Below are 26122 nucleotides of genomic sequence, written 5' to 3' on the forward strand. Positions count from 1 at the left end.
CAGGGAGCGCGGCGCGGAGCTCGCCGCGGCGGCCCGCGAGCACGGTGCCGAATTCGCCGACGCCGCACGGGAGCACGGCGCGGAATGGGCCGAGATCGCGAAGGAACGCGGCGACGAATTCGGCGATATCGCCAAGGCGCGCGGCAGCGAATGGGCCGGTTTGGCCAAGGTGCGCGGGTCGGAGCTCGGCGAGCTCGCGCGGCTGCGCGGGGCCGAACTGGGCGAGGTCGCGCGGCACCGCGGCGCCGAACTGGGCGAGGTCGCCAAACTGCGCGGCGCCGAACTGGGCGAGGTCGCGCGGCACCGCGGCGCCGAACTGGGCGAGACCGCCAAGCAGCGCCGTGCCGAGCTGCGGAAAGCCACCAAGAAGCGCCGGCGGTTCGGGTTCGGCGAATCCGCCAAGCACCAGCGCGCGGAACTGGGCGAGATGGCCAAGCACCGGCGCGCCGAGCTGAAAGAAGCCGCCCGGCATCGGGGTGCCGAGTTCGGTGAGGCGGCCAGGCACCGGAGCGCCGAGTTCACCGAGGCGGCCCGGCATCAGGGCGCCGACTGGGCGGGCAAGGCGCGCAAGCGGTTCTGACGCGCGCCTAGCCGAGCGCGGCGTGCCTCGCCGCTCCCGTGGTGACCGGGATGTGCTGGTAGCCGCGCAGATTCACCAGTCCGCGCCGGGTCGCCGGTCCGGTGTGCCGCAGATCCGGATAGCGGTCGTAGAGGGCTTGCAACGCGATGGCCCCTTCGATCCTGGCCAGGCTCGCTCCGAGGCAGGAGTGCACGCCGCTGCCGAAGGACAGGTGATCCCTGGCGTTGGACCGGGTGATGTCGAAGGTGTCCGGGTCGAGGAACGCGGCGGGATCGCGGTTCGCCGAGCCGAGCAGCAAGGCGACGGTCTCGCCAGCCCGGATGGGTTCGCCCGCGATCTCGCTGTCGCACAGCGCGGTTCGCGTCGTCATCTGCACGGGGCTGTCGTAGCGCAGCATCTCCTCGATCGCGCCGGGCCAGCGAGCCGGTTCGGCGCGCAGCGCGGCCAGCTGGCCGGGATGGTCGCGCAACAGCATGATGCCGTTGCCGAGCAGGTTGACGGTGGTCTCGAAGCCCGCGCCCGCGATGAGGGTCGCGGTGGCGAGCAGTTCGCGGTCGGTGAGTTGGCCACCGGTGGCGAGGTCGCTGAGGATGTCGTCGCCCGGCGCGCGGCGAATACGCGCGATATGTCCGACCAGGAAATCCTGGCTGTCGCGCAGCGCGGCGACCGCCGACCTGAACTGTGGCCAGGAGATGGTGATGTCCAGCAGCGGTGAGCCCGCGTTGCCGTATGCGAGCATGTCGTCGCGTTTGGCCGCGGGGATTCCGAGTATCTCGCTGATGACGGCGATCGGCAGCAGCAGCGCGAAATCACCGATCAGATCCGCGTTTTCGCGTCCGGCCAAGCCGTCCAGCAGTTCCTCGGTCACCTCGCGCACCCGGTCGCGCAGCCGCCCGACAGCGCGCGGGGTGAACGCGCCCGCGACCAGCTTGCGGTAGCGCGTGTGCTCGGGCGGGTCGACCATCAGCATGGACGGCGGCTCGACCGGGCTGGCCAGCCGCAGATCCGTGGCGCGGATCAGCCGTTTCAACGGCGCGGGCAGGTCTATCGCCTCCGGCGGCGTGGCGCCGAAGTTCTTGTCGCGCAGAATGCTGCGACACACCTCGTGATCGGCGGAGGCCAGGATGTACGGCGTGCGGACGATCCTGCCCTCGGCGCGGATGCGCGCGCCGAACGGATAGGGATTCTCCCGCGCGTCCGGGTCGGTCAGCAATTGCGCCAACGGTTCGCCGCGTCGCGCCAGCATGCGCAGCGACATGGTGGGCACTCCGCTCAACGCCGCCCACCGAATCCAGGTCTTCATATCGGCCCCCCGTCTCGGTCGAAGTGCTTCCACGTTACGACCGCGACGCATCGCGCACATCCCACCGCGGTCGCAAAAGCGGCTCCTACCCCGGTATCGGCGACCGATTACGGCATGTCGCGCCGCACGGCGGCGGATAATCCGAGCCACAGCCATCTCCGTTTCGGAAGGTGGCGAGGATCGTGAGCACGACGCAACTCCAAGCCGTTCGCCCGTATCCACGTCGATTGGGCCGTGGATGATCGTTACCACGCTACTGGCGCCGTACGAAAATCTGTGCGACTGTGTCGCCAACCCCAGTCGTCAGATTGTGAGCGCCCCCGTGGATCTCGATCGTCTCGACCAGCACCCAGCCGATCCCGACCTCCCGGTGATCGGCCAGTTCAGCAATCCACGACTCAGCCGGCTCGTCCGACTCGGCGTCGGCCTGTCACCCGAATCGATCGACCTGCTGACGATCCTCGCCGAACGCTTACGCACGGCCGAACGGGCGCTGCCCGACCCGGCGTTCTTCTGAACGCGAGCCCGTCTCTCACGCAATCGATCACGCGCCCTGGCTGACGATGAGCGACCGCCCCGCACAGTCCCCGCGCCGCGTGTACGCGCCACAGCGCCAGCGCCTCTGTGCCACGTGCGCCAGGAATGTGGGAACAGGCTCGCGAGTCACGTGGGATGGGTGACGATGCGCGCCAAGTCGTTCAGGCGGTGGGCGCGGGCGATTTCGGCAGGGGTGAACGGCTCGTCGGCGCGGAGGAAGGTCAGGGGGCTCTCCGGATCGTTCTGCAGTTCGAGCATCGTGCCGTCGGTGGGCTCGCGCTCGGTTGGTCCGGAGGAGAGGTATTTGGCTCCGAGCAATTCGGCGATGGCCAGCGGTAGTTCGTCGGGGTCTGCGACGACGCGGGCGGCGGCGGCCAGCGCCTTGGTCTGGCCGTCGATGAGCGTCAGCGCGGATGCGGGCCACACGCGAACCTTCGCGCCGCCCGCTTTCGTCACCGCCGCGGTGAGCGCGTGCGGGGTGACGTCGATCGGTGTGGCGACGACGAGTTCGTCCAGCACACCGGATTCCAGGTGGTGCACGTGCACGGTGAGGATATTCGCCTCGCGGTCGGCGAGGTGCGCGGCGAGCGCCTCGAGCTGGCCGGGCCGGTCGTCGACGTGCACGCGGATCCGCCACAGCGCGGGCGCCTGATCGGCACGGTCGCGGTCGCGCAATTCCGGACCGTGCAGCCACGACCCGAGAAACCGCATGGCCGAAGGCTCGACCACCCAGATCACCAGGATCGTGGTGGTGATCGTCAAGAGCAGCACCGTCACCAGATACGGCGGATGCAGGCGGATCACCAGCGCGTGCAACGCCAGTTCCACCGGGAAGACGGCGGCCAGCTTGGCCAGCGCCAAACGGGTCCGTGGCGGATGCGGCAACCGGCCGCACACATCGCACGCCAGGGCGTGCACCGGGGGTCGAGCTGCGGTCGGCCTCATGCCCCGACGATCTTGGTGAAAGATTTCCTTTCCCGTGCGAGTCTGTAACGCAGGCGTGAAACCTCACCGCAAACGCCCTGAGCTGCAGGAACACTCGCGGTGATACCGCACACACCAATCCGCGAATGGTGGGCAACCGCACACCGCAGGAACCTTTCCGAACATCGCCGGGCCACCCGTAGCGGTTCGGCGCTCGTCTACTCCTACTTCGCGGGCGGCGTGAACGGCTGGTTGATGGTCGTGAAGTACTGGATGATTGCGCCCACCGCGACCGGCGCCGCCACGAAGATCTGGCCAGCCAGGGTGCCGAGTGCGCCGGCGGCGATGATGCCGCCCACGCAGCCGACGGCGGCGGCGGGGATGAAGGGGCCGAGTAGGCCGACGATGGTGGCGGAGGCAACGGTGGCCCCGACGATGCCGCCGAGCAGGCAGCCGACGGCACCGCCGCCGATGCCGCCGACCAGGGTGCCGATGCTGACACCCATGGCGATGGTGCTGCCCATCCGCGCCCAGGCCGCTTGCTCGCGCTCGTATTCACTCTTCCACGGCGCCTTGTCCTCGAAGGGCAGGGCGACGGGCTGGTAGACGGCCCTGTCCGGGGACAGCTGCGGGGTCAAGGTCGCGGTGCGGCCGGAGATGGCCGCGGCGATGGGGAATTCGAAATCGTCGAGGCGGAATTTCAGCGGGGTGCCCGCCACCACGGTGCCGTCAGCGGCTTTGATCTTCAGCGCGTCGTCCTCGACAACCATTGCGCCCGACTCGATCTCGATGATCGCGGCGGTGTCGGTCGCGTGGGCAGTGAAGCCGATCGCGTCGCGCTCGGCCGATTGCGCCGTGGCGGCTCCCGCAACGATGGACAGCACGGCGATGGCCGATACGGCCGGCTTCCTCAACAGCATTGATCCTCATCCCAGATACCGGCCGCATGGGCGACCACCTCGCATGTCAACGACAACGACTGCCATTGGTGCACGCGGGTCCGGCACAGAACCCGTCCACCATCGTCGAAGAACTCAAATTACATAGGGAATCAATGCTTTTCGCTCGGGGGGGTAGTCGGCGAACTTCTCCCGGTACCACCGATCCGTCGCGAAGGCGCGCGGCACCAGGTTCCCCGCGGTGATCAGGAAGATCACCACACCGGCCAGCGACCAGCTCAGCAGCGCGAACCCGGCCCACGCGATCAACTCTCCGAGATAGGCCGGACTGCTCACGAAACGAAACCCGCCACCGTAGGGAATCCGGTACTCGGTCGAGCCGGGAGCGTTCTTGTCGCGCAGGTTGCGCACGATCGCCTCGGATCGCACCAGCAACCCGAATCCGCACAGGTAGACGACAACGCCGAGCAGGAAACGCGGGTCGGTCAGCCAGTCGACGCCGTACTGGTTCTTGTAGTCGTGACTGAAGAACGCGCCGTTCAGATACCCGTGCAGCGAGGTCACGAAGACGCCCGCGGCCAGCACCGAGACGTTGAAGCTGCTGCGCTTGCCCGGTACCTGCCGAATGGAGAGCGGGAAGAACCAGCCGCGATTGCCGTAGTGCAGCAGCCAAATACATGCCAGCACAAGCGGAGTCGGCTCGAACCGGTCCGGACCGCTCAGATAGAACACCGCGAACACCACGGTGGCAGGCAACTCCATGAGCCACCAGCCCAGCTTGGGGTTGAGATTGAAGCCGACCTTCGTCGAGGCGAACCGGCCGTACGGACTCTGCGCGAACAGACCGCCGACCAGCACGAAAGCGGCGAACGCGAAGGCGATCGCGAGCACGGTGTCGTAGGTGGCGTTCCCGGTGTACCAGTCCATCGAGATCCTCAGTCGAACGGGGCGCCGCGCGTGCCGAACGGTTCGGCGGCGCTGAAATTAGAACATGTTCTACCATGGATCAGAGTGGTGGCCACGACTATGGAGGACCCGCATGCCGCTGGACCCGACCGCCGAACACCTGCTGTCGGCCGTTCGAGCATCCCCGCGCGCTGTCGCCGCGCACGACAAAGCCGCCTGGGTGGGCCTGTTCGCCGACGACGCCGCGGTGCACGACCCGGTCGGTTCTCGCGCGCACGTCGGCCGCGATGCGATCGCGCGGTTCTACGACACCTTCATCGGGCCGAACTCGATCGCGTTCCGCGTCGACCGCGACCTGGTCGCCGGGCAGACGGTGGTCAGGGATCTGCACATCGAGACGACCATGTCGACGGGCGCTACGGTCATCGTGCCGATGCACTTGCGCTACGACCTGGCCGACACCGGCGCCGGCTGGCGGATCGTCCGCCTCGCCGCGCACTGGGAATTGGCGGTGATGATCGCGCGCCTGCTGCGCACGGGCGTGCCTGGTCTCCTCGCTGGGGCGAAGCTCGGTCCACAACTGGTCGCGAATCTCGGCGTGAGCGGCGCGATGGGGATGATGCGGGCGCTCCGGAACGTGGGCGGTCCTGGCAAACGCGCGACGCGCCACCTGTTCGACGCGGCGGCGGGCACCGACATCGGCCGCGTGCGCGCGCTGCTCGGCGAGCACGCGGTGCTTGAGTTGCCAGCGGGCAACCCGATCTCGGTGGAGGAGTTCACCAATCGCGCGCGAACCATGCGGTGGGACAAGATGATCGCCGCGGGCCGCAGCGTCAGCGCGAGCGTGCGGCTCGGCGAATCGCAAGGCGTGGCCTTCGTGGAGTTCGCGGCGAACAGCCCAAGGATCATTAGCGTGACGATCTTCCTCGACGCGAATCTATAGGTTGCTCGCGGCCTCGACTCCCCAGACGGCCCGCGCACCGGAATCGCCTACCCGGTAGCACTGCACGCCCGCGGCGATGCCGACGACGAGCGCCAGTATCCCCAGCAGCGCGGCCGGTGTCCGACCGATCGATCCGCCGCGCAGCTCGACCAGGTGCGCCGCGACCAACAGCAACGCGACCACCAGCAGCGCCACCGCGAAGTAGACCGTGGCGCGCCCGAGGTCGATATGGGTCCGCAGCGCCTCGCTCGGCGCGGGGAACCGCTCGGCCAGCGTCTCCCCCGCTTCCACGGTGATGGGAGTGAGCACCGCGCCCACCGCGGCGAGAGCGGCGACGAGCCAGACGAACCGCCGCCGCAGCGCGGGCGCCAGGGCGGACAGCACGAGCAGCAGCGCAGTCAGCGGCACGAGCACGACCACACCGTGCACCAGTAGCACGTGTGCGGGCAATCCGTTGACAGTCGACATGGGCTGCCCTCCTGAGCATGCGCGGCGCCCCCCAGACCCCGTTTTCACGAATCGCTCGGCCAGATGGTTCACCGCGGCCGGGAAAAGAATCGTCCGCACAGGTTGTCTTCCGCGCCAATTAACCTGCCGAGCTCCGCCGGTTACGTTGAGTGGGACCGCCGCGCCGGAATTCCCGGGTCGAGTCCGCCGCACCGCGGCGCCCGAACCGTGCGCCGCGCCGCGTGAAAGGACCAACACCGATGAGCGTGGGCACCACCCCGGATGCCGCCCGACCGGACACGGCGTCGTCTGCGCGTGCACCGTGGCCGCTGATCCCCGAACAGGATCCGTTCTACGCGGCGCCGCCGGACCTCGGCCGCCACGCCCCCGGCGCCGTACTGCGCACCCGGCGGGTCGAGCTCGCGCTGTTCGGCGTTGTCCCGCAGCGTATTTCGGCATGGCAGCTGCTCTACCGGACGTGCGATCTGAACGACGTGCCCGAAGTGGCGGTGACCACCGTCCTGCTGCCGTGGGGCGCCGATCCCACCGTGCCGCGCCCGCTGGTGTCGTTCCAGTGCGCGATCGACGGCGTCTCCTCCCGCTGTTTCCCGTCCTACGCCCTGCGCCGCGGCGCGCGGGCGCTCGGCGCCATTCCGCAGCTCGAGCTGCCTGTCATCGGGGCCGCGCTGGCGCGGGGCTGGGCGGTGTCGGTGCCCGACCACGGGGGCATGTCGGGGCAGTTCGGCGTGGCACGCGAACCGGGATACCGGTCTCTCGACGGCATCAGGGCGGCGCTGAATTTCACGCCGCTCGGCCTCGGACCGACCACGCCCGTTGGCCTGTGGGGCTATTCGGGCGGTGGACTTGCCACCGCCTGGGCCGCGGAACTGGCCGCCGAGTACGCGCCGGAGCTGACGATCGTCGGCGCGGTCGCCGGCTCCCCGGTCGGCGACCTCGCGTCGGCGTTCATCCGGCTCAACGGCACCTTCCTGTCCGGTTTCGCCACCGTCTGCGTCGCGGCGCTGCGGCGGGCCTACCCGGCGCTGGACCGGCTTCTGATCGATGAAGTGCACCCCGAATTCCTCGGCCTGCTGGCCCAAGCCGAATCGCGCACCACCTTCGAGCTGATCCCGCGGTTCGCGGGCAAGAACATCGACAAATACAGTCGCACCACCTTCAGCGAGCTGCTCGCCCGCCCCGAGATGCGCTACGTCCTGGACGACATCCGCCCCGGCGTGCAGGCGCCGACCATGCCGATGCTGGTGATCCAGGGGGTCAACGACGAACTCATCGCCGTCGCCGATGTCGACGCGCACGTCGAACGCTACGTCGCGGCAGGGGCCGCCATCCGCTACGTACGCGACCGGCTGAGCCTGCACCTGCCCCTGCTCTACATCGGCACTCCCTTCACCATGAACTGGCTGGCCGACCGCTTGGCACAACGCGATACCGGCCCCACCGGCACCGACACGGTGTGGTCGCTAGCCTTCGGCAAGCGAGAAGCGGTGGGACACTTGCGTTTCGCGAAAGTGTTCGGCCGGATGCTCGCGGCCAGGCCGATCACGGCGCCGGTGCGGCCGACCGTGCCCGTGACACCCCGCCGCAGCGTGGCCTGACGGGAAACCGCCACGCCGAGCGCTGGACATACCGGGTCACCGGTTCACCTTCAGGAGCGCGAGCTCCTCGGCGAGAATCTTCACCGTCCAGCGGATCTGCTCCTCGGTGTGGCACGTGGTGACGAAGAAGCGCAGCCGGGCCGCGTCCTCCGGTACAGCGGGATGCAGGATCGGGTTGACGTTGATTCCCCTCCGCAGCAGGGCATTCGACAGCGCCAGCGTCTTCATCGAGTCGCCGACTATGCACGGAATGACCGGGGTGTCGTGGCTGTCGCCGGTGTCGATGCCCGCCTCCTTCGCGAGCTCGAGGAACAACCGGGACAACCCGCGCAGTCGCTCGAACACCTCTGGCTCGGTGCGCATCTCACGCAGGGCGGCGAGCGAGGCCGCGGCGTTGGCCGGAGTGATGCCGACGCTGTAGACGAACCCGGGCGTGGTGTATTTCAGGAACCGGATCAGATCGCGGCTGCCCGCGACGTACCCGCCGCAGCCGGCCAGCGCCTTCGACATCGTTCCCGACCACAGCTCCACGTCGGCTCGGTCGACGCCGAAGTATTCGCCGATGCCGCCGCCGGTCGCGCCGAGCACGCCGATGCTGTGCGCCTCGTCGATCATCAGCAACGCCTTGTGCTTCTTCTTCACCTCGATCATCGCGGGCAGGTCGGGGATGTCGCCGTCCTGGCTGTACACGCCCTCGATGACGACCAGCACCCGCCGGTACTGGCGCCGGATGTCGGTGAGCATGCGGTCCAGCGCGGCATGATCGTTGTGCGGGAACGGGCGCCGGGTCGCGCCGGAGAGCTTGCAGCCCTGCAAGATGCTGTCGTGGGCCAGGCTGTCGTGGACGATCAGGTCGCCGGGGCCGACGATGTGCCCGATCACCGTGACGTTGGTGGCGTGGCCACTGGTCAAGCCGATCGCGTCCTCGGTGCCGAGCAGCGCGGCGAGCTCACGCTCCAGTTCGACGTGAATCGTCTTCTCACCGGAGAGCAGGCGGCTGGCCGAGACGGAACTGCCGTACCGCGCCACCGCATCCTGCACCGCGGCGGTCACGGCCGGATGCCCCGACATGCCGAGGTAGTTGTAGCTGGAGAAGTTCAGTACCTCGTGGCCCTCGATCACCGAGGTATCGCGGGTGACTCCGTCGTTGACGAGGAAGTACGGGTTGGTCACGCCGCCCTGTTCGGCCATGTCGATCCGGGCGGAAATCGCCTGTACCTCGGGGAAATCCGCGATGCGGTACTGCGGTTCCACCCGCGTTGCCACTTGCTCCGACAACTCGGCGCCCGGAAGCTCCACCGCCGGAGGAACTTCGGAAGGCGGAGCAACGAGGGCGATCACGTCGCCGAGCGTCGTCGCCGGGGTGAACCAATCGGGCTCGATGACGAGTCCCGGGATCTTGCGGGACAGACCGCTGAACAGGTCGGCAATCATGATCGAGTCGAATCCCAGGTCGCCGCTGATGGTTTGGCAATCCTTCAGCTTGGCCGCCGGAAAACCACTCACTCGCGCGGTCTCCGCGCGAACCACAGCGGCGACATCGGCGGTCGCACCGACCCGCCGCGACTCGCTGACGGACCGGGGCTGGATCGGCTGCGCTGCCGCCTCGGGTGCGGCCTTGGCGGCGGCCGCCAGCACGGCGGCCTGCTCCCGGAACAGCGCGATCAGTTGGTCCATCGTGGTTTCCTCGGTATGTTGGCTCGGGGTCGTGGGGGTTTCGGGAGACGGAGCGTCGATCCAGAAGCGGTGACTCGTATCGAACTCGTATCCGCCGACGCGCTGGCGGACGCGATCGTCCGGCTCGTACAGCGCGTCCCAGTTCGGATCGAGTCCCTCGCGGTACAGCGCCGAGACGGTGTCCGCCAGTTCGTTGCCCGTGGCGTGCGGTCCGGTGCAGGGTGCGAGCATCGGAATGTCCAGGCCCGGATTGGCCCTGCCGAGCATGGGCGCGAGCGTGCGTTTGGTGCCGATCTCGATGAGCTGCGTCGGCTCGGTGGCCAGCGCGGCGGTCGCGGCGTCGGCGAATCGCACGGTGGCCTCGATGTGTTCGATCCAGTAGCAGGCGTCCATCGGCTCGCCGGGCTCGAGCAGGCGTCCGCGCAGCGTCGAGTAGACCGGGATGCTCGGCGGGTGGTACACGCATTCCCGCGCGACCTGCGCGAACTCCTCGCGCATTGGCGCCATCAGCGGCGAGTGGAAGGCATGCGAGACGGTGAGCGGCCGGACGGCGACGCCGCGGTCGGTGAGCAACGCGCCGAGGCCGGCGATCGCCTCCGCGGCGCCGGAAAGGACCACCTCTCGCGGGCCGTTGATCGCCGCGAGCGCAACTTCCGGCTCGTTCGCGATCAGCTCGGCCACCGCTTCGGGTGTCTCGCGAACCGCGAGCATCGCGCCCCCCTCGGGCAGTCGCTGCATGAGCCGCCCGCGGGCGGTGACGAGCCTGCACGCGTCATCGAGGGAGAACACCCCGGCGACGGCGGCCGCGGCGAACTCGCCGACGCTGTGGCCGAGCAGCCAAGCGGGCTCGACGCCGAGCTCGAGGAGCGCCTTGGCCAGCGCGTACTCGACCGCGAAGATCGCGGGCTGCGCGAACTCGGTGCGGTGCACGAGTTCGCCTTCGCCGAGCAGTAATTCAGCCACCGAACGATGCAGGTGCCCCGCCATGCCCTCGTCCACCTCGGCGAGCGCCCGGCGGTAGGTGGCGGACGCGTCGTACAGCGCGCGCGACATTCCGGGATACTGGGCGGACTGCCCGGTGAACAACCACCCGATCGATGGACGCTGCGCGACACCGGAATTGGCGTCCAGCGAAGCGTCGTCCCTCGCGCAGTCGCGCAGTGCCTCGACCGCGTCTTCTCGGTCCCGCACCACGAGCGAAAGACGATGGCGACCCGATGACTTCACCCGATTGGTCGACCAGCACAGCCTGCTCAGCGCGGTGGGCTCCTGGGCGAGACGTTCCGCGAAGCGACCGACGTTGCGCCGCAACCCGTCCCGATCGTTCGACGACAGCGTGAGCACTCCGACACCCGCCGTCTCGGGCGCCTGAGAGGCCGCCGGAGCGCTCGCCAGCAGCATGTGCGCATTGGTGCCGCCCATACCGAAGCTGGAGACCGCACCGTGAATCCGGCCGCGCGGCAGCGTCATCGGCTCGGCGAGCAGCCGCAGCCCGTGCTCGGCCATCCGCAGCCGCGCGTTCTCGTCCGCCGCGTACCGGGTAGGCGGCACGGCGCGATGGTGCAGGCTCAATGCCACCTTGATCAGGCCCGCGATACCGGCGGCGCCCTCGGTGTGGCCGAGATTGCCTTTGATCGAACCGATCGCGCATGGCCGCGCGCGCCGCGCCGCGTGCACCGCGCCGAGCGCCTTGACCTCGATCATGTCGCCGAGCACCGTCCCGGTGCCGTGCGCCTCGAGAAACGCGACCTGATCGGCGGTCACTCCCGCGCGCCGATACGCCTCGGTGACCACCTGCTGCTGGGCCCACCGGTTCGGCGCGGTGATCCCGTTGCTGCGGCCGTCGTTGTTCACCGCGCTGCCCGTGATCAGCGCGTAGATCGGCAGACCTTCGGCCTGCGCGTCCGCGAGCCTGCGCAGCACCAGCACCGCGACACCCTCGCCGCGACCGATGCCGTCGGCCTTGCCGCTGAACGGCTTGCAGCGCCCGTCCGGCGCGGACAGACCCGCCTGCGTGTAGAAGACGTTGAGCGCGGGGGTCACCGCGATGTTGACGCCCGCGGCGATGGCCTGATCGCATTCTCCGGCGCGCAGCGCGACACAGGCCTGATGCACGGCGACCAGCGACGACGAGCAGGCGGTGTCGATCGCCATGCTCGGGCCCTTCAGGTCGAGCTGATAGGAGAGCCGGTTCGCGGTCATGAAATACCCATTGCCGGAACCGGTTTGCGGGGTGATGCGGGCGTAGTCGCGCATCTGCACGCCGGCCCATTCGTTGGCCATGACGCCGACGAACACGCCGGTGTTCGAGCCCGCCTGTTCCCGCGGGTCGAGCGCGGCGTCCTCGAACGCCCGCCACGCGGATTGCAGCAGCAGCCGCTGCTGCGGGTCCATCGCCTCGGCTTCCCGCGGCGCGATGCCGAAGAACTCGTTGTCGAAGGCCTCGGCGTCGGCCAGGAATCCGCCGGTGCGGTTGTTGACCTTGCCCGGCGCACCGGCGGAATCGTGGAAATCGTCCGCGCGCCAGCGCTGCCCGGGGACATCGGCGACAGCGTCCGCGCCCGCCATGAGCAGCGCCCACAGCGCCTGCGCGTCCGGCGCCTGCGGGAATCGGCAGTCGATACCGACGATCGCGATCGCGTCGCTCGGGTTCGGTGTGCGCGCGGCCCGCCTGCAAGTCATCCGCTCGGTGCGTCGACTCATGCCTCGGCCTCGCTGACGCTCAGCTCCGGTGCGCGCAGGCACATGATTCGCTCACTACGTTCGCTCATGCGGCCAGCTCGGGCCGGTCGGCGATCTCGTCGGTGATGTAGACCGCCAGGTCGAGGATCGTCGGGTAGTCGAACACGACCGTCATATCCAGTTCGAGATCCCACTCGAACTCGATCTCGCCGCAGATGTTCACCGCGGAGACCGAGTCGATGCCCAGTTCGGCGAGCGGGAGGGTGGGGTCGATATCGCGCGGGGAGCGGCCGAGGTGGTCGGCGACCCGAGCGGTGATCCAGTCGGCGACGACGGCGCCCTGCTGGGCGAGCACGAGTGTTCTCATCTTGCGGTATCTCCTGAGTCTTCCAACTGCTTGGCCGGGTCGGTCAGACGGTGGCGAGCGCGCCTGCGCGCAGGCGCTGGACGGATGGTTCGATCTCCTCGTGCAGCACGCCGCCGACCGTGTTGTCCAGGAACGCGGACCGCATCGAGTTGCGTTGCACCTTGCCGCTTGTGGTGCGGTGCACCGCGCGGTGCTCGACGAGCACCACACTCGGCGCGGGAAGATCGAAGCCGCGCGACACCGCCGTCTTGATCCGAGCGACCAGTTCGGTGGGCGGCAGGCCGTTCAGCGCGGCGGTGCGTACACCCTGGACCACCAGCAGTCGCTCCTGGTGCTCGGTGTCGATAGACAGCACGACCCCGGGCGCGTCGGATATGGCCGGATCGGCGTCGCGCACGGCCTCCTCGATGTCGTGCGGATACAGATTGCGGCCGTTCATGACGATCAGGTCCTTGAGCCGCCCGGTGATGAAGAGTTCACCGTCGTGACGGGCGCCGAGATCACCGGTCCGCAGGTACGGGCCCGCGCCGCCGGTGCGGGCGGTGAACTTCTCCGTGGTTTCTTCGGAGCGATGCCAATACCCTTGCGCCACACTGGGTCCGCCGAGCCAGATCTCGCCGACGTGCCCGTCCGGCAGCGTCCGAAGGGTGACGGGGTCGACGATCCTGATGTCGAGACCGGTCGCCGCCGCGCCACAGCTCACCAAGCGAGTCCCGTTCGCGGCGGGGACGATCCGATCGCGTTCGAGAGCCGCGGAATTTACGTCGAGATACACCGGCGACCGGCCGATCCGCGCCGCGCTGGCCAGCAGCGTGACCTCGGCCATCCCGTACACGGGCAGGAACGCCTCGGGGGCGAACCCGGCGGGACCGAGCCGTTCGATCACCGCGTCGAGGGTGTGAGCGCGGACCGGTTCCGCGCCGTTCACCACCGCCCGCAACGAGGACAAATCCAACCCCGCGACCTGCGCGGGGGTCACCCGGCGCGCGAGCAGCTCGTAAGCGAAGTTCGGCGCCACGGTAACCTGCGCGCGATAGCGGTCGATCGCCTCGAGCAGCCGGACGGGACGCTTCAGGAAGGTGATCGGCGACATGTAGACGAGCTCGCCGCCCGCGTACAACGGCTGCAGCAGCATGCCGATCAGTCCCATGTCGTGGAAGTGCGGCAGCCAGCTCGCGACGGTGCCGGTGTCATCGGCGTCGGTCGCCGCGCTGATGGCCGCTTCGTTGTGCATGAGATTGCCGTGCGAGACCACCACGCCCTTGGGCTCGCTGGTGGAACCCGAGGTGTACTGGAGGAAGGCGACGGTGTCGCCAGTGATGTCCGGCATGACCCAGGCGTCCGGATCACCGAGCGGTTCGCCGTCGGTCGCCGCGAGCGAGACGACGGCACTGTCTCGCTCGCGCAGCCAGGCGGCCAGGGGTTCACGCAGTGCGGTGCTCGTGAGGATCAGTCGAGAGCCCGCGTCGTCGAGCATTCCGGCGACGCGGCGCATGCTGAGCGCGTCGTGCGGCACGGGCGCGGGCACCGCGATCACCCCGGCGTACAGGCAGCCGAGGAAGGCGCGGAGGAACTCGGGTCCGGGCGGGTAGAGCAGCAGCACCGGACGGTCGGCGTCGTCGCGGCGGGTGAGCCAGTCGGCCAGCGCCCTGGCGTCCCTGTCGAGCTCGCGGTAGGTGGCGATGTCCTCGACCAGCTCACGGCCCGCCTCGCGCAGGTAGGTGTACTTCCTGGTGTCGCCGTAGGCACTGACCTGATCGCGAACGTGCGCGACGAAATTGGAATGCATCCGGTGAACTCCTGGCGGGCGGGATTCGTGTATCGAGGGTGAAGGGGAAGGTCCGGCATGTCCGGGTACCGGCCTCGATATCTATGGTCTGCCCGCAACCTCCTCGCAAATAGGCACCAAAGGTGTGGAGCGAGCCCACCCCTGGGATTTGTCCGCGGGCCAGCCTCGGCCGGTTACCCGTGGCTGCCGGGCATCACCAGGACGGATATTGCGTCCCCTGCGAAAACACCTGTGCTACCGCTGATTCGAGCGGTAGCACAGGTGTCGTGTGATCGGTTGTGAGCCGTATTCTCGGATTTGCAGAAGTAAAACGGGGGTGGTCCAAAATTCGACGGTGCCGCTGACGGTCGGCCGCCGAATCCATGCCGCCGAGTTTCCGGCGACGCCCGGCCCGAGCTATGCGCCCTTACTCGTTCTCCGCGACGAAGAAATTCGCCGCAACGGGCTCGAGCGCGAGCGAATGCGCGAATCGGAGCGGATCGAACCGGGGACGATCGAGCTGCGGCAGGCTGGATTCACGCGTCTGCCGATACACCGCGAGCACATACCGGTGCGGTCCCGACCCCTTGGGCGGAGTCGGACCGGCGTAAGGCACGATTTCGGCGCCGCGAGCGATGTCGAGTCCAGGAATATCGCCGACCGCCCAATGCAGCCAGCACAGTCCGTGCGACGTCGCCCTCGACGGCGCGTCCACATCGAACATCAGCACCGTATGCGCATCGGAGCCGTTTTCCCGCAGCGGCCATTCCAGCTCCGGCGCATTCGCCGTCTGCTCGACCGACAGCTTTTCACCCGGCGATATCCACACATCGCCATACTTCGCCGTTGCCTCGGCGCCCGCGAAGGCATCGATTCGGTCGGGAACGAATCGCTCGCGCTGCAACGCGGTCAGGAGAGCGTCATTGGCGTTCACGTCCTGGATTATGACGCCGTCGCGCCGCTCGAACCGGCAGGACGCGCCGCCGGTCACCCGCTGGACCTGCACAGATGACGACCGGTACCGACCGATCCCCGCCGGCGAACCGCACTGCGAACGACGCCCGCCGAACTCAGAGCTCGGCGACGCAGACAACGAAGCGGCGCTGATTGTAAACGAATCCGTAATTGCCCGAGGAACATTGATTGACATCGGTGATGCCCTGTTTGACCTCGAGCACGCGCACGCCCTTCGCCACACCGCCCGTGGCGCAATCGATGTGTTTCGGATTGCCGTTGCCGAGTTCCATGCACCCGCCGACCACCCAGTCGATATCCATGCACAACGAGCCCTGCTGAACCCCGCGGACGCTTACGCCGTAGGTCTGGTCCGCGTCGGCCGCGCATTTGCCGTCGCCGGGTACCTTGTCGAATACCTTGTAGCTGGAACCCTCACCGCCACAACCGGTCTTCTCGATAGCGTTCGCACCGCCGTCGCCGAGCAGCACGCAGTCGCCGACGTTCATCTGAATCGCGGTCGGCGCCTTGCTCGCCTGGCTGAGCATGCCCTCGGCGATTGGCTCCGAGGCGACCGGCTCGGGCGCGGCCGAGGGCGTCGGCGTCGCCGATGTGGTTGTCGCACTTCGGGTCTCGATGATGGTGGGGCTCGCACTACCGGCGGGCTCCGGACCGTCCATGGAAAACGCGACCATGATCGTCAGAAACGTACACAGCGCGAACACCAGCATGAATGCGGCCAGGGCGAAACCGGCACGGATACGTTGGCGCGACATATCTTGCCCTCCACAGCTGTCACGCTTCGACCTCGCCCTGACGAGATCTGAAGTCTGAAACTTTCACTCTGCAAACTCACGGAATACTTACATGACTCCGAGTGCGGTGTCGAATCGACGCCCGCCGAACCTAATTCGGTCGCTCGACTAGGTCACGAATAGGCAACGATGCGTCGGATTTCCTGCCGATTATGTTTATGGACAAACGTTTTCGGGCACTGGGCCGCCCGTGCGCTATACAGTCACGCGCCATCCGGCCACCGGAGCCGGAGACCTCGTCAGAAGGAAATTCAGCATGAAGTTCGGCACGCTTGCCACGACGACCCTCATGGTCGCCGCCGCGGTGGGAATCGCTACGGGTACCGTGAATGCCACTCCGCCTGAGAAGCAGGAGATCTCGGCGTCCGGCGTCGATCAGGGAGTCGGCTACCGCGCCGTCCTGTCCGATTCCTCCCGCGCCGTCACGACCACCGTCGACGGCGGCCGGTTCGAGCTCGCCGACAATGGCGCCGAGGTGTTGCTGAAGTCCGATCGCGGCGCGGTCGTCACCGACGTGCCGCTGACCTACGAGCTGTCGGGGCAGCGCCTGTCCGTGGCGAACGAGATCAGCGCCGACGGCAAAAAGCTCACGCTCACGCCGACGGCGGACGCGAAGGCCATCGGCGAGCTGCAGCAGGTCGACTCCATGGCGCGCCTCACCTCGGAGATCGACAAGAACGTGGTCGGCGTGGTTGCCGGCGGGTTGTTGGGCGGACTGATCGGCGCCGTGCTCGGCGTCGGCTTCTTCAGCATCATCACCGGACCGATCGGCGCTGCCGTCGGAGCGATCGCAGGCGGCTACATCATGGGCGGCCAGCCGTTCATGGACGCGATGAACGCCGCCATCAGCGGCCAGCCCTGATCCTTACCCGGAGATCGTCGGCGGCCAGGCCCACCGCGCGTGCCTGACCGCCGACCACATCTACCACCCTCGGCTTCGGCGCTGATCGACCGCAGCGGTTCCCGGTGAAGTGTGATCCAGCCGAACGCCACACAAGGTCCGTGCAGCGGAAAAGACTCGAGGCCGGAGAGATTTGGGAAAATCTCTCCGGCCTCGAGCCGTTTGTAGCGGGGACAGGATTTGAACCTGCGACCTCTGGGTTATGAGCCCAGCGAGCTACCGAGCTGCTCCACCCCGCGTCGGTGAACACCACATTACACACGTCTACGCGGAGAAGGCAAATCACTTACCCGAAGGGACATCCGTCCAGGTCAACAGCCTGCGCACCCCGGAACACGCGATACGCGCGGACTATGTCCATGCCCATGGAGTTGTCATCACTGGCCCAGGAAACGGATACGGACACGAGGGACGAACCGGCGGCCCGAGACCGAGTCGGAGAGGCGACCGCTTTCGAGCGGTACCGAGCGCCACTTTCACGGTGACGAACCGTCCAGTTCTGCGTTTCAAACGTGACGGGGGTCACTATTTCGGAGTGATATCGCCCACATAACGTTGCTATAACGGACCGTCCAGACTCCATACTCGAGACATTGCCGACCAGTGCAAATGCCGATTTCGCGTTATTCGTTTCACGAAAATACGGTAGTTATCAAGACGTGATCTGCCGAGATTTCTTCGTTACCGTCAGGCCACGGCCCGGATCAACCGTGATGGGCACGAACTCGAACCGCCGAACACCGGCGACCCTGTCCCGCGGTTCGAGATCCCCTACCTCCTGGGGACAGGGACGCGATGCTTTCGTCGAGTCGGTGGGCGCAGGGAGGGAAACCACCATGTCTGAGAACCGGAAGTTCAGCACCCGCGCCCTCGGCCTCGCCGCCGTCACCGGCGCCCTTGTTGCCGTCCCGTTCGCACTCTCCACCGCTACCGCCGAGGCCGCGCCGACGCACAACTGGGACGGCGTCGCCCAGTGCGAGAGCGGTGGCAACTGGGGTATCAACACCGGTAACGGCTACTACGGCGGTCTGCAGTTCTCGCAGAGCACCTGGGCCGCCAACGGTGGCACCGGCCAAGCCAACCACGCCAGCAAGGAAGAGCAGATCCGGGTCGCCGAGAACGTGCTCGCCACCCAGGGCGTGGGCGCCTGGCCGGTGTGCGGCCAGTACCTGCAGTCGGGCCAGTCCGCGCCGGAGCCGCAGCCCGAGCCCGTCGCTCCCGCGCTTCCTTCCCCCGCGCTTCCCTCCACCGCGCCCGAGCAGAGCCAGGATGTCGTCGAGCAGGTCAAGAGCACCGGCGCCGAACTGGCCAAGCAGTACGGCCTGGAGGGCCAGTTCCAGCAGCTGCTGCAGCAGCACAGCTCGCTGATCGACTCGCTGGGCAACTGACGCCGAAACCCCGTCACCGCACAGCACGAAGAAGCGGCGCTGCCATTACTGGGAATGGCAGCGCCGCTTCATTTTTGCCTGCTCAGCGACCGGTGGCTTCGTACGCCTTGATCGCCTGCTCCAACCTGGCGAACGCCGCGCCGAGGTTGGCGAGATCGCCGCTGCGCTGGGCGTCACGCACGTTGCGCAGGGCCGCGTCCAATTCCAGGACCGCCGCGTCCTTCGCGTTGGGCGGCGGCGGAGCGGTCCCCTGGGCTGGCGGCGGCGCGGTGGCGCCCTGGTTCGGCGGCGGCGTCGTCCCCTGCTGGTTCGGCGCCTCGGCACCCGGCGCCGTCGCGGCGCTGCCGCTGCCAGGGAAGATCTTGTCGAGGGCCGCGGCGAGCGTCGGCTCGTAGCCGACGAGCACCGAACCGGTCGCCGGATCGCGGTAGCTCACGAGCACCCGGGCCAACTGCGGGAAGGTCGAGGTGTTCGGTCCGCTGTTGCGTTCGGTGTACAGCGGCTCGACATAGAGAATGCCGCCGTCGGCGATCGGCAAGGTCAGCAGATTGCCATATTTGATCTTGTTCGAGCCTTGCAACAAAGTCTTGTCACGCGAGACCTCGTCGTTGATGGTCATCGTGTTCTGTGTTTGTTGCGGACCCTGGGTCTGCGAATCCGTCGGCAATTGCAAGATCGTGAACTTGCCGTAGTTCTCCGGATCCGAGCGCACCGAGATATAGGCCGACAGATACTGCCGGTTGAAGCCGACCATGGCGCTGGTCAGATTGAACTCCGGCCGTCCGGTCTTCGGATCGCCGACCAGGACGTAGTACGGCGGCTGCTTGAAGGTGCCGCCCTCGATCGTCGGATCGCTCGGCACCGACCAGAACGCGTTGTTGGTGAAGAACTCTCGCGGATCGTTCACGTGGTACTTGGTGAGCATCTCGCGCTGCACCTTGAACAGATCCTCCGGGTAACGGAAGTGCGAGCGCAGCTCGGGCGAGATGTCGCTCTCCGACTTCACCGCGTTCGGGAACACCCCGCGCCATGCCTTGAGCACCGGATCGGTGGTGTCCACCTCGTAGAGGGTGACGGTGCCGTCGTAGGCGTCGACGGTGGCCTTCACCGAGTTACGGATGTAGCTGACCTCTTTGCGGGGCAGCAGCCGTCCGGTCTTCTTGTCGACGCTGTCCTCGACCGCGCCCTCCAGCGAGGTGCTCTGCGCGTAGGGGTAGGTGTCGAGCGTGGTGTAGGCGTCCACGATCCAGACGATGCGCTTGTCCACCACCGCGGGGTAGGCGTTGCCGTCGGCGGTCAGCCACGGCGCGACCTTCTCGACCCGCTCGCGCGGATCGCGGTTGAAGATGATCTTCGAATCGTCGCCGATGGCGCCGGAGAACAGGATATTGCGCTCGGCGTACTTGGCCGCGAACGCCAGCCGGTTGAACCAGGACCCGATCGACACGCCGCCCGAACCGGTGTAGGTGTACTGCACGTTGTCCAGGTCGTATTCGCGCGCGGGCTGTCCGGCCGCGCCGACGATGGCGTAGTCGGCGTCGGACTGGGAGATCAGTTCGCCGTAATAGATTCGCGGCTGGTCGACCTTGATGGCCTGGCGCTCCTGCGGCGTGGAGAGATCGCTGACGAAGCTCATCTGGCCGTCGTCGAAGACCGGGTAGCCGCTGTCGCTGCTGCCCGCGACGGTCGCGTCCTTCGCGGCCGCTTTGTTGATGCGGTTGGCGGGCGCGGCGACGAATCCGTTGCCGTGGGTATAGACGGTGTGCCGGTTGATCCAGTCGGTCTGGTTGTCCTTGAGGCTCTGCGGTTCCAGCTCGCGCGCCGCGACGATGTAGTCCTGGACCTCGCCCTCGATCGTGTAGCGGTCGATGTCGAGCGGGTTGGGGAAGCCGTAGAAGTTCTTCAGCTGGCGCAGCTGAGTGAGAGTCGGCGACAAGACGTTCGGGTCGAGCAGCCGGATATTGGAGATGGTGGTGCGGTCGGCGGGAACGTCGCGCGGGTTCTTGGTGCCGTCGCCCTTGTAGTTCTGGTAGTCGACCTTGTCGTCGGTGATGCCGAACGCCTGCCTGGTCGCGGCGATGTTGCGCTCGATGTACTCCGATTCCTTGTCGGCGGCGTTCGGGCGCACCGAGAACTGCTCGACAACCAGCGGCCACACCGCGCCGACCAGGATCGAGGAGAGCACGAGCAGCGCGGCGGCCATGGCGGGCACGCGCAGATCGCGCAGCACGATTCCGGCGAAGAAGGCCAGCGCGCAGATCACCGCGATGGACATCAGGATCAGCTTGGCGGGCAGCACCGCGTTGATGTCGGTGAAGGAACCACCGGTGAAGGTGGGCTCTTTACGCGAGCTGGAGAGCAACTCGTAGCGGTCGAACCAGTACGCGATCGCCTTGAGCAGCACGAAGATTCCGGCGATCACCGCGAGCTGGACGCGCGCGGGCTTGGTGAGCGTGCCCTCGCGGCCGCTCAGCCGCAGACCACCGAAGACGTAGTGCGTCACCAGATTCGCGAAGAACGCGATCACCACGGCGACGAAAAGCCAGTTCAGCACCATCCGGTAGAACGGCAGATCGAAGGCGTAGAAGCCGACGTCGAGACCGAACTGCGGATCGGTCTCACCGAACGAACCGCCGTTGAGGAAAAGCTGCACCGTCACCCAGTTCGACTGCGCCACCAGGCCCGAGAGCAGACCGAGCAGCACCGGGATGCCGATGCCGAAGAGCTTGAGCCTGCTCATCACGGTGGTGCGATACCGGGCGATCGGATCGTTCGGACCGGCGACCGGCACGAATACCGGCCTGGTGCGATAGCCGACCAGCAGCGCGAGCCACACCACGAGACCGACGAACACCGCCACCGCGGCGAACAGCAGGATCCGGGTCCGCAGCACGGTGAGATACACGTTGCGGAAACCGACCTCACCGAACCACAGCCAGTTGGTATAGGTGTCGGTCAGCCTCGGTCCCAACAGCAGCAACGCCGCAACGACGATGGCAGCCACCAGCAGCACACGGCTGCGACGGGACAACGAAGGTAAGCCGGTTGGGGGCCGCATGCCCACGGTGCCACTCTCCAGGGTCCGGCGGCGCCCGCGCCCAATCGGTCGATGCGCCGCATTCCGACGTTGCGGTTCGGTCCTCGCGGACCGTCTGGCGCCCACTCTACGGAAACGGACATCGCACCGTCGTGTGTGGCCTCGGCGAGCTCGGCGGAAGCGATTTCGGCGGCTTCGCCGAAACGCCGGTTGCGGTGATGCGAGGATGTCCACCGTGAACGCCGATCTGCACGCCGAGCTTGTCCTGTCCCGCGCCGTCCGTGAGGTCGCGGAGTTCGCCGACGCCGAGGGCTGGGGGCGTCCGCCGCAGATGTTCGCGCTGGTGCCGACCGCCGATCTGGTCGCGGCCGAACCCGGGCTGCTCGATCAGATCGATCAGGGCGACGAGCTCACACCGATCGCGCAGGAACCGCTGCCCGACGACATCACGGGCGGTTCGATGGCGCTCGACGAATTCCTTGCCACCACGAGTTGGCCGCCCGCCGTGCGGGGTTGCGTGCTCGTGCAGGAGATCGTGGTACTGCCGCCGGACGCCGAGAGCACCCTCGACGACGCGCTCGCCCCGCTGCTCGCCGACCACGATGCCGCCGACGCCGCGGCACGCGCGGCCGCCGCGGCACACCCGGAGCGGCGGGAGGCTCGGCTGTTCGCCGCCGTGCTGCGCGATGGCGCGTCGCTGTCGCTGCTGCAGATCCGCCCGCAGGACGACGAGGACGATTTCGGCGACCTGGACCTGCGGACCTACCCCAACCTGGCGCCGAACCTCATCGAGGCGCTGCACCACACCTTGGAGTGATCAGCCGCAGCTGGGCGCATCGGCGCCCGCGTTCAGCGCGTTGAGCGACCGCACCGCACTGTCCAGGGTCTCCACCTTGACCAGGCGCAGGCCCTCCGGCGTGCGCTGCCTGGCCTCGTTGCAGTTGGCCGCGGGGACCAGGAACGTCTCGGCGCCCGCGTCGCGCGCGGCCATCATCTTGTATTGGATGCCGCCGATCGGGCCGACCGCGCCGTCCTGATCGATGGTGCCGGTACCCGCCACGAACTTGCCGCCGTCCAGGTATCCGGGGCTCAGCTTGTCGATCAGGGCGAGGCTGAACATCAGGCCCGCCGACGGACCGCCGATATCGGCCAGGTTGAAGGTGACCTGCATGGGCGGCAGCGCGCCCTCGCCCGGGGTGACGCCGAGGTAGCCCTTGGCCGGATCGTCCGGGCGCGCGCCGAGCGTGATGGTTGCGGTCTGCTCGGCGTTGTCGCGGCGGAACACCACGGTCAGCTGGCTGCCAGGCGGCTGCGAGGACACCGCGGACACCAGGTCTTTCGGGGTCGCGATCGGCGCGCCGTTGACGCTCACGAGTTGATCACCGGGCCGCAGCACATCTTTGGCGGGGGCGTCGTCGCCGACCTTCCGGATCAGCACCACGGTCGGCAGATTCAGATAGTGCAGCGCCGCGACCTCGGCATTGCCCTCGGAATCCTTGAACTCCTGCTGATTGGACTTGTCGATCTCCTCACGCGGCACGCCGGGCGGGTAGACCTCGGCGCGCGGGACGAGACCGTGCTGGCCGCTCACCCAGAAGCCGAACGCCTCGAACAGGTTCAGGCCGTCGCGCACCGCGACCGTCGTCATGTTCAGGTGACCCGAGGTGGGGTCGAGCTCCGCGCCGACGACGTCGACGACCTGCTTGCCCTCGACCTCGCCGAGCGTGTCGAAGGTTGGCCCGGGTCCGAGCGCGACGTACGGCACCTTGACCACGGTGCCGATGACACCGAGCACGAGCACCGGAATTAGCGCGGCAAGGAGGGTGAGGATCCGACGGTTCACCCCGCCCACCATAGTGATCTCCCCTGGCGCTGGACGGCGCAGGCGCGGAATCCGCTGCCGCGCGCCACCCGGTCGTTCGCTGTCCGCGTAATGCGAGCTCGAGCGGCCAGGGGCGGCCCGCCCATGGTCACGCGCCGATTGTCCGCGCGTAACGTTAGAGGCATGACTGACTTCCCGTTCGGATTCTCGAACCGTGACGACGATGACGCGCGCAAGCGCGGCGAAGAGCCGAACGGTCCCGAGGCGAACAATCCGTTCGGGTTCCCGATCGGCGGCGGCGCGGGCGGGTTCGATCCCGCGCAGCTCGGCCAGATGCTGACCTCGCTCGGCCAAATGCTCAGCGGCATGGGGCAACCCGGCGGCGCGGCTTCGGGTCCGGTCAACTACGACGTCGCCAAGCGGCTTGCCCGCCAGCAGCTCGGCGCGAGCGTGACACCCGTCTCGGCGGGCGCCAAGAAGGCGGTCGCCGACGCAGCGCACCTGGCCGAACTCTGGTTGGACGGCGCGACGACGCTGCCCGCGGGTGCGGCGAGGACGGTGGCGTGGACGGCCAACGACTGGATCGAGGAGACGCTGTCCACCTGGAAGCGGTTGTGCGATCCGGTGGCCGAGCAGATCTCGGGCATGTGGACCGCGCAGCTACCTGAGGAGGCGAGGGAGTTCGCCGCGCCGATGGTCGGCATGCTCGGCCAGATGGGCGGTCTCGCCTTCGGCTCGCAGCTCGGCCAGGCGCTCGGCCAGCTGGCCAAGGAGGTGCTGACCTCCACCGATATCGGTCTGCCGCTCGGTCCGAGCGGCACCGGCGCGCTGCTGCCCGCCGCGATCTCGGAGTTCAGCGCGGGCCTCGAGCAGCCGGAGAGCGAGATCCTGGTCTTCCTCGCGGCGCGAGAGGCGGCCCACCAGCGGCTGTTCGCGCACGTGCCGTGGCTGCGTCCCCAGGTGCTCGGGGCGGTGGAGGACTACGCGCGCGGTATCAAGATGGACTTCTCCGCACTCGAGCAGGCGGCGCAGGGCATCGACCCGATGTCGCTGACCGACCCGTCGAAGCTCGAGGAGATCTTGGCGCAGGGCACGTTCGAACCGCAGACCACGCCCGAACAGAAGCAGGCGCTGGAACGACTGGAGACGCTGCTCGCCCTGATCGAGGGCTGGGTGCAGGTCGTGGTGGCCGACGCGGTCGGCGAGCGGCTCCCCGGCGCGGGCGCGCTGGCCGAGACGCTGCGCCGCCGCCGCGCCACCGGCGGACCCGCCGAGCAGACCTTCGCCACCCTGGTCGGTCTGGAGCTGCGGCCGCGCAAGCTGCGCGAGGCCGCGCAGCTCTGGCGGCGGCTGACCACCGACGCTGGGGTGGACGCCCGCGACGGTGTGTGGGCGCACCCGGATCTGCTGCCCAACTCCGAGGACCTGGACTCCCCCGCCGGCTTCATCGACTCGGTCATCGGCGGCGGCGCGGCCGCGTTCGACGATCCGCTGGCGCAGCTGGCCGAGACCGAGGCGCGCGAGCGTGCCGAGGCCGACCGCGAGGGCGGCGACGGACTGGACACGCCCGACCTGGGCAAGGACAAGGGCTAGTCCTCGATATTTGCCCTGTGAACAGCGCGGATTCCTGTGGATAACGACAGGATTCCCGGCCGTTCGGGGTTGCGGCGTTGCGCATACTGCTGGCCATGACCACGTTGCGCCCGCACGGCCCGATGCTGCATCCCCGGATGACGATCCTGGTTCGCCCCTCCGGGGTGGTCCAGCTCGGCTGGGATCCGGAACGCGCCCTGCTCCTCGACCCGCCCGATCTGGACACCCAGACCGTGCTCGGCTTCCTGCGCCTGCTCGACGGTTTGCGCACCCGGCCGCAGATCCTGTGGCAGGCGGGCCGCAGCGGCATCGCCGCCGAACGAGCCGGTGCGCTGCTGGACGAGATCGATGCCGCCGGTCTGCTGGTACAGCCACGGGAGCGTCCTGGTCCGATCCTCGCGGTACGCGTGCACGGGCTCGGACCGCTCTCGGACGCGATCTCGGCGGGGCTGCGCCGGGTCGGCATCCGTCCCGAGCGATCGCGCGGGAACGCTCCCGAGGTTCGGCATGCGGGCAGGCGCGCACCCGACCTGGTGGTGCTCGCCGACACCGTGGTAACCGATCCACGGCTGACGAGTGAGCTTGTGCTGCAACGCATCCCGCATCTCTCGGTACGGATCCGAGACGGCCGCGGCATCGTCGGCCCGCTGGTGCTACCCGGCGAGACGAGCTGCCTGCGCTGCGCCGATCTGACGCGGGTCGACTACGACGCCGACTGGCCGCATCTCGCCGCCCAGTTGCTAGGCAGGGTCGGTCACGCCTCCCCCGCCGCCATCGCCGCGACAGCGGCGCTCGCCCTCGGCGAACTCGAGGCGATCCTGGACTGCTCGCCGCGCAGGCCGCCCGCCACCCTGGACGCCACGCTCGAGTTGGACATCGATTCGCACCTGCTGCAGCGAAGGTACTGGGCGCCACACGCGGCGTGTGGTTGTCGCACGATCGGCGCGGCGAGCGCAACGTGAG

Annotated in this window: 20 protein-coding genes, 1 tRNA gene and 1 pseudogene; 9 read left to right on the plus strand and 13 right to left on the minus strand. The window is 68.1% G+C overall.

Annotated elements, in window-relative coordinates:
• Positions 1-580 (plus strand): annotated as a pseudogene (locus NX1_RS37080) (DoxX family protein); the annotation flags it as partial.
• Positions 581-587: 7 nt separating this feature from the next.
• On the opposite strand, the gene NX1_RS31360 reads toward NX1_RS37080, so the two are convergent.
• A complete protein-coding gene (locus NX1_RS31360; RefSeq protein WP_068067526.1) occupies positions 588-1883 on the minus strand; it encodes a cytochrome P450 in 1296 nt (431 codons plus the stop codon).
• 322 nt (positions 1884-2205) lie between these two features.
• Here NX1_RS31360 and NX1_RS31365 point away from each other — a divergent pair, with 322 nt between their 5' ends.
• Positions 2206-2400: a hypothetical protein gene (locus NX1_RS31365; protein ID WP_157120261.1), complete on the plus strand. Its 195-nt coding sequence runs from the start codon at positions 2206-2208 to the stop codon at positions 2398-2400.
• A gap of 146 nt (positions 2401-2546) precedes the next feature.
• Here NX1_RS31365 and NX1_RS31370 read toward each other — a convergent pair whose 3' ends face one another.
• The 3 genes from NX1_RS31370 to NX1_RS31380 form a co-directional block, all read right to left on the minus strand.
• On the minus strand, positions 2547-3365 hold the full coding sequence (locus NX1_RS31370; protein ID WP_068067532.1) for an ACT domain-containing protein: 819 nt from the start codon (positions 3363-3365) through the stop codon (positions 2547-2549).
• A gap of 203 nt (positions 3366-3568) precedes the next feature.
• Positions 3569-4264 carry a DUF8020 domain-containing protein gene (locus NX1_RS31375; RefSeq protein WP_068067535.1) on the minus strand — a complete coding sequence of 232 codons (696 nt, stop codon included), beginning with the start codon at positions 4262-4264 and terminating at the stop codon, positions 3569-3571.
• Positions 4265-4378: 114 nt separating this feature from the next.
• Positions 4379-5170, minus strand: coding sequence for a phosphatidylethanolamine N-methyltransferase family domain-containing protein (locus tag NX1_RS31380; protein WP_068067539.1), 792 nt, complete (start codon positions 5168-5170; stop codon positions 4379-4381).
• Between the two features lie 112 nt (positions 5171-5282).
• On the opposite strand from NX1_RS31380, the gene NX1_RS31385 reads away from it, so the two are divergent.
• A complete protein-coding gene (locus tag NX1_RS31385; protein ID WP_068067541.1) occupies positions 5283-6092 on the plus strand; it encodes a nuclear transport factor 2 family protein in 810 nt (269 codons plus the stop codon).
• On the opposite strand, the gene NX1_RS31390 is transcribed toward NX1_RS31385, so the two are convergent.
• Positions 6087-6560 (minus strand): DUF2231 domain-containing protein, encoded by a 474-nt coding sequence (locus NX1_RS31390; RefSeq protein ID WP_068067544.1) that lies wholly within the window; start codon positions 6558-6560, stop codon positions 6087-6089. The genes NX1_RS31385 and NX1_RS31390 overlap by 6 nt on opposite strands.
• A gap of 239 nt (positions 6561-6799) precedes the next feature.
• On the opposite strand from NX1_RS31390, the gene NX1_RS31395 reads away from it, so the two are divergent.
• Entirely contained in the window at positions 6800-8155 is a 1356-nt protein-coding gene (locus NX1_RS31395; protein WP_068067547.1) for a lipase family protein, read from the plus strand.
• Between the two features lie 36 nt (positions 8156-8191).
• Here the strand turns inward: NX1_RS31395 and NX1_RS31400 are convergent, their stop codons facing one another.
• The 5 genes from NX1_RS31400 to lppU form a co-directional block, all read right to left on the minus strand.
• Positions 8192-12535 (minus strand): aminotransferase class I/II-fold pyridoxal phosphate-dependent enzyme, encoded by a 4344-nt coding sequence (locus NX1_RS31400; protein WP_373864936.1) that lies wholly within the window; start codon positions 12533-12535, stop codon positions 8192-8194.
• Positions 12536-12599: 64 nt separating this feature from the next.
• Complete coding sequence (locus NX1_RS31405) at positions 12600-12881, minus strand: acyl carrier protein (protein ID WP_084501894.1); 282 nt, start codon at positions 12879-12881, stop codon at positions 12600-12602.
• Positions 12882-12924: 43 nt separating this feature from the next.
• The gene (locus tag NX1_RS31410) at positions 12925-14670 is read right to left on the minus strand and encodes a fatty acyl-AMP ligase (RefSeq protein ID WP_068067552.1); all 1746 of its coding nucleotides are present in this window, start codon (positions 14668-14670) and stop codon (positions 12925-12927) included.
• Between the two features lie 406 nt (positions 14671-15076).
• A complete protein-coding gene (locus tag NX1_RS31415; protein ID WP_169812319.1) occupies positions 15077-15583 on the minus strand; it encodes a YbhB/YbcL family Raf kinase inhibitor-like protein in 507 nt (168 codons plus the stop codon).
• A 136-nt stretch (positions 15584-15719) separates the two neighbouring features.
• The gene (gene lppU / locus NX1_RS37085) at positions 15720-16334 is read right to left on the minus strand and encodes an LppU family putative lipoprotein (RefSeq protein ID WP_169812320.1); all 615 of its coding nucleotides are present in this window, start codon (positions 16332-16334) and stop codon (positions 15720-15722) included.
• A gap of 340 nt (positions 16335-16674) precedes the next feature.
• Between lppU and NX1_RS31425 the strand changes: the two genes are divergently transcribed.
• Positions 16675-17280: a DUF8020 domain-containing protein gene (locus tag NX1_RS31425; protein ID WP_068067561.1), complete on the plus strand. Its 606-nt coding sequence runs from the start codon at positions 16675-16677 to the stop codon at positions 17278-17280.
• Between the two features lie 204 nt (positions 17281-17484).
• Here NX1_RS31425 and NX1_RS31430 read toward each other — a convergent pair.
• A tRNA-Met gene (locus NX1_RS31430) sits at positions 17485-17558 on the minus strand.
• A 597-nt stretch (positions 17559-18155) separates the two neighbouring features.
• Between NX1_RS31430 and NX1_RS31435 the strand changes: the two genes are divergently transcribed.
• The gene (locus tag NX1_RS31435; RefSeq protein WP_068067563.1) at positions 18156-18707 is read left to right on the plus strand and encodes a transglycosylase family protein; all 552 of its coding nucleotides are present in this window, start codon (positions 18156-18158) and stop codon (positions 18705-18707) included.
• 82 nt (positions 18708-18789) lie between these two features.
• On the opposite strand, the gene NX1_RS31440 is transcribed toward NX1_RS31435, so the two are convergent.
• Positions 18790-21771 carry a UPF0182 family protein gene (locus tag NX1_RS31440; RefSeq protein ID WP_068067566.1) on the minus strand — a complete coding sequence of 994 codons (2982 nt, stop codon included), beginning with the start codon at positions 21769-21771 and terminating at the stop codon, positions 18790-18792.
• 199 nt (positions 21772-21970) lie between these two features.
• Between NX1_RS31440 and NX1_RS31445 the strand changes: the two genes are divergently transcribed.
• Positions 21971-22561, plus strand: a complete 591-nt coding sequence (locus NX1_RS31445) for a PPA1309 family protein (protein ID WP_068067569.1) — start codon at positions 21971-21973, stop codon at positions 22559-22561.
• Here NX1_RS31445 and NX1_RS31450 read toward each other — a convergent pair whose 3' ends face one another.
• On the minus strand, positions 22562-23587 hold the full coding sequence (locus NX1_RS31450; protein ID WP_218024211.1) for a YlbL family protein: 1026 nt from the start codon (positions 23585-23587) through the stop codon (positions 22562-22564). It abuts the gene before it with no gap.
• A 162-nt stretch (positions 23588-23749) separates the two neighbouring features.
• Between NX1_RS31450 and NX1_RS31455 the strand changes: the two genes are divergently transcribed.
• Positions 23750-25159 carry a zinc-dependent metalloprotease gene (locus tag NX1_RS31455; protein ID WP_068067575.1) on the plus strand — a complete coding sequence of 470 codons (1410 nt, stop codon included), beginning with the start codon at positions 23750-23752 and terminating at the stop codon, positions 25157-25159.
• Positions 25160-25254: 95 nt separating this feature from the next.
• Complete coding sequence (locus NX1_RS31460) at positions 25255-26121, plus strand: hypothetical protein (protein ID WP_068067595.1); 867 nt, start codon at positions 25255-25257, stop codon at positions 26119-26121.
• Position 26122: the final 1 nt, after the last annotated feature.

Origin of the sequence: Nocardia xishanensis NBRC 101358 (assembly GCF_001613365.1) — a bacterium.
Lineage (GTDB): Bacteria > Actinomycetota > Actinomycetes > Mycobacteriales > Mycobacteriaceae > Nocardia > Nocardia xishanensis.

Excerpts from the sequence above, each read along its gene's own strand:
- lppU (WP_169812320.1), bottom strand. The coding sequence starts at position 16,334 with ATGCTGGTGTTCGCGCTGTGTACGTTTCTGACGATCATGGTCGCGTTT.
- NX1_RS31425 (WP_068067561.1), top strand. The coding sequence starts at position 16,675 with ATGAAGTTCGGCACGCTTGCCACGACGACCCTCATGGTCGCCGCCGCG.
- NX1_RS31410 (WP_068067552.1), bottom strand. The coding sequence starts at position 14,670 with ATGCATTCCAATTTCGTCGCGCACGTTCGCGATCAGGTCAGTGCCTAC.
- NX1_RS31460 (WP_068067595.1), top strand. The coding sequence starts at position 25,255 with ATGACCACGTTGCGCCCGCACGGCCCGATGCTGCATCCCCGGATGACG.
- NX1_RS31445 (WP_068067569.1), top strand. The coding sequence starts at position 21,971 with ATGTCCACCGTGAACGCCGATCTGCACGCCGAGCTTGTCCTGTCCCGC.
- NX1_RS31405 (WP_084501894.1), bottom strand. The coding sequence starts at position 12,881 with ATGAGAACACTCGTGCTCGCCCAGCAGGGCGCCGTCGTCGCCGACTGG.
- NX1_RS31375 (WP_068067535.1), bottom strand. The coding sequence starts at position 4,264 with ATGCTGTTGAGGAAGCCGGCCGTATCGGCCATCGCCGTGCTGTCCATC.
- NX1_RS31390 (WP_068067544.1), bottom strand. The coding sequence starts at position 6,560 with ATGTCGACTGTCAACGGATTGCCCGCACACGTGCTACTGGTGCACGGT.
- NX1_RS31435 (WP_068067563.1), top strand. The coding sequence starts at position 18,156 with ATGTCTGAGAACCGGAAGTTCAGCACCCGCGCCCTCGGCCTCGCCGCC.
- NX1_RS31395 (WP_068067547.1), top strand. The coding sequence starts at position 6,800 with ATGAGCGTGGGCACCACCCCGGATGCCGCCCGACCGGACACGGCGTCG.
- NX1_RS31360 (WP_068067526.1), bottom strand. The coding sequence starts at position 1,883 with ATGAAGACCTGGATTCGGTGGGCGGCGTTGAGCGGAGTGCCCACCATG.
- NX1_RS31385 (WP_068067541.1), top strand. The coding sequence starts at position 5,283 with ATGCCGCTGGACCCGACCGCCGAACACCTGCTGTCGGCCGTTCGAGCA.
- NX1_RS31370 (WP_068067532.1), bottom strand. The coding sequence starts at position 3,365 with ATGAGGCCGACCGCAGCTCGACCCCCGGTGCACGCCCTGGCGTGCGAT.
- NX1_RS31380 (WP_068067539.1), bottom strand. The coding sequence starts at position 5,170 with ATGGACTGGTACACCGGGAACGCCACCTACGACACCGTGCTCGCGATC.
- NX1_RS31400 (WP_373864936.1), bottom strand. The coding sequence starts at position 12,535 with ATGAGTCGACGCACCGAGCGGATGACTTGCAGGCGGGCCGCGCGCACA.
- NX1_RS31455 (WP_068067575.1), top strand. The coding sequence starts at position 23,750 with ATGACTGACTTCCCGTTCGGATTCTCGAACCGTGACGACGATGACGCG.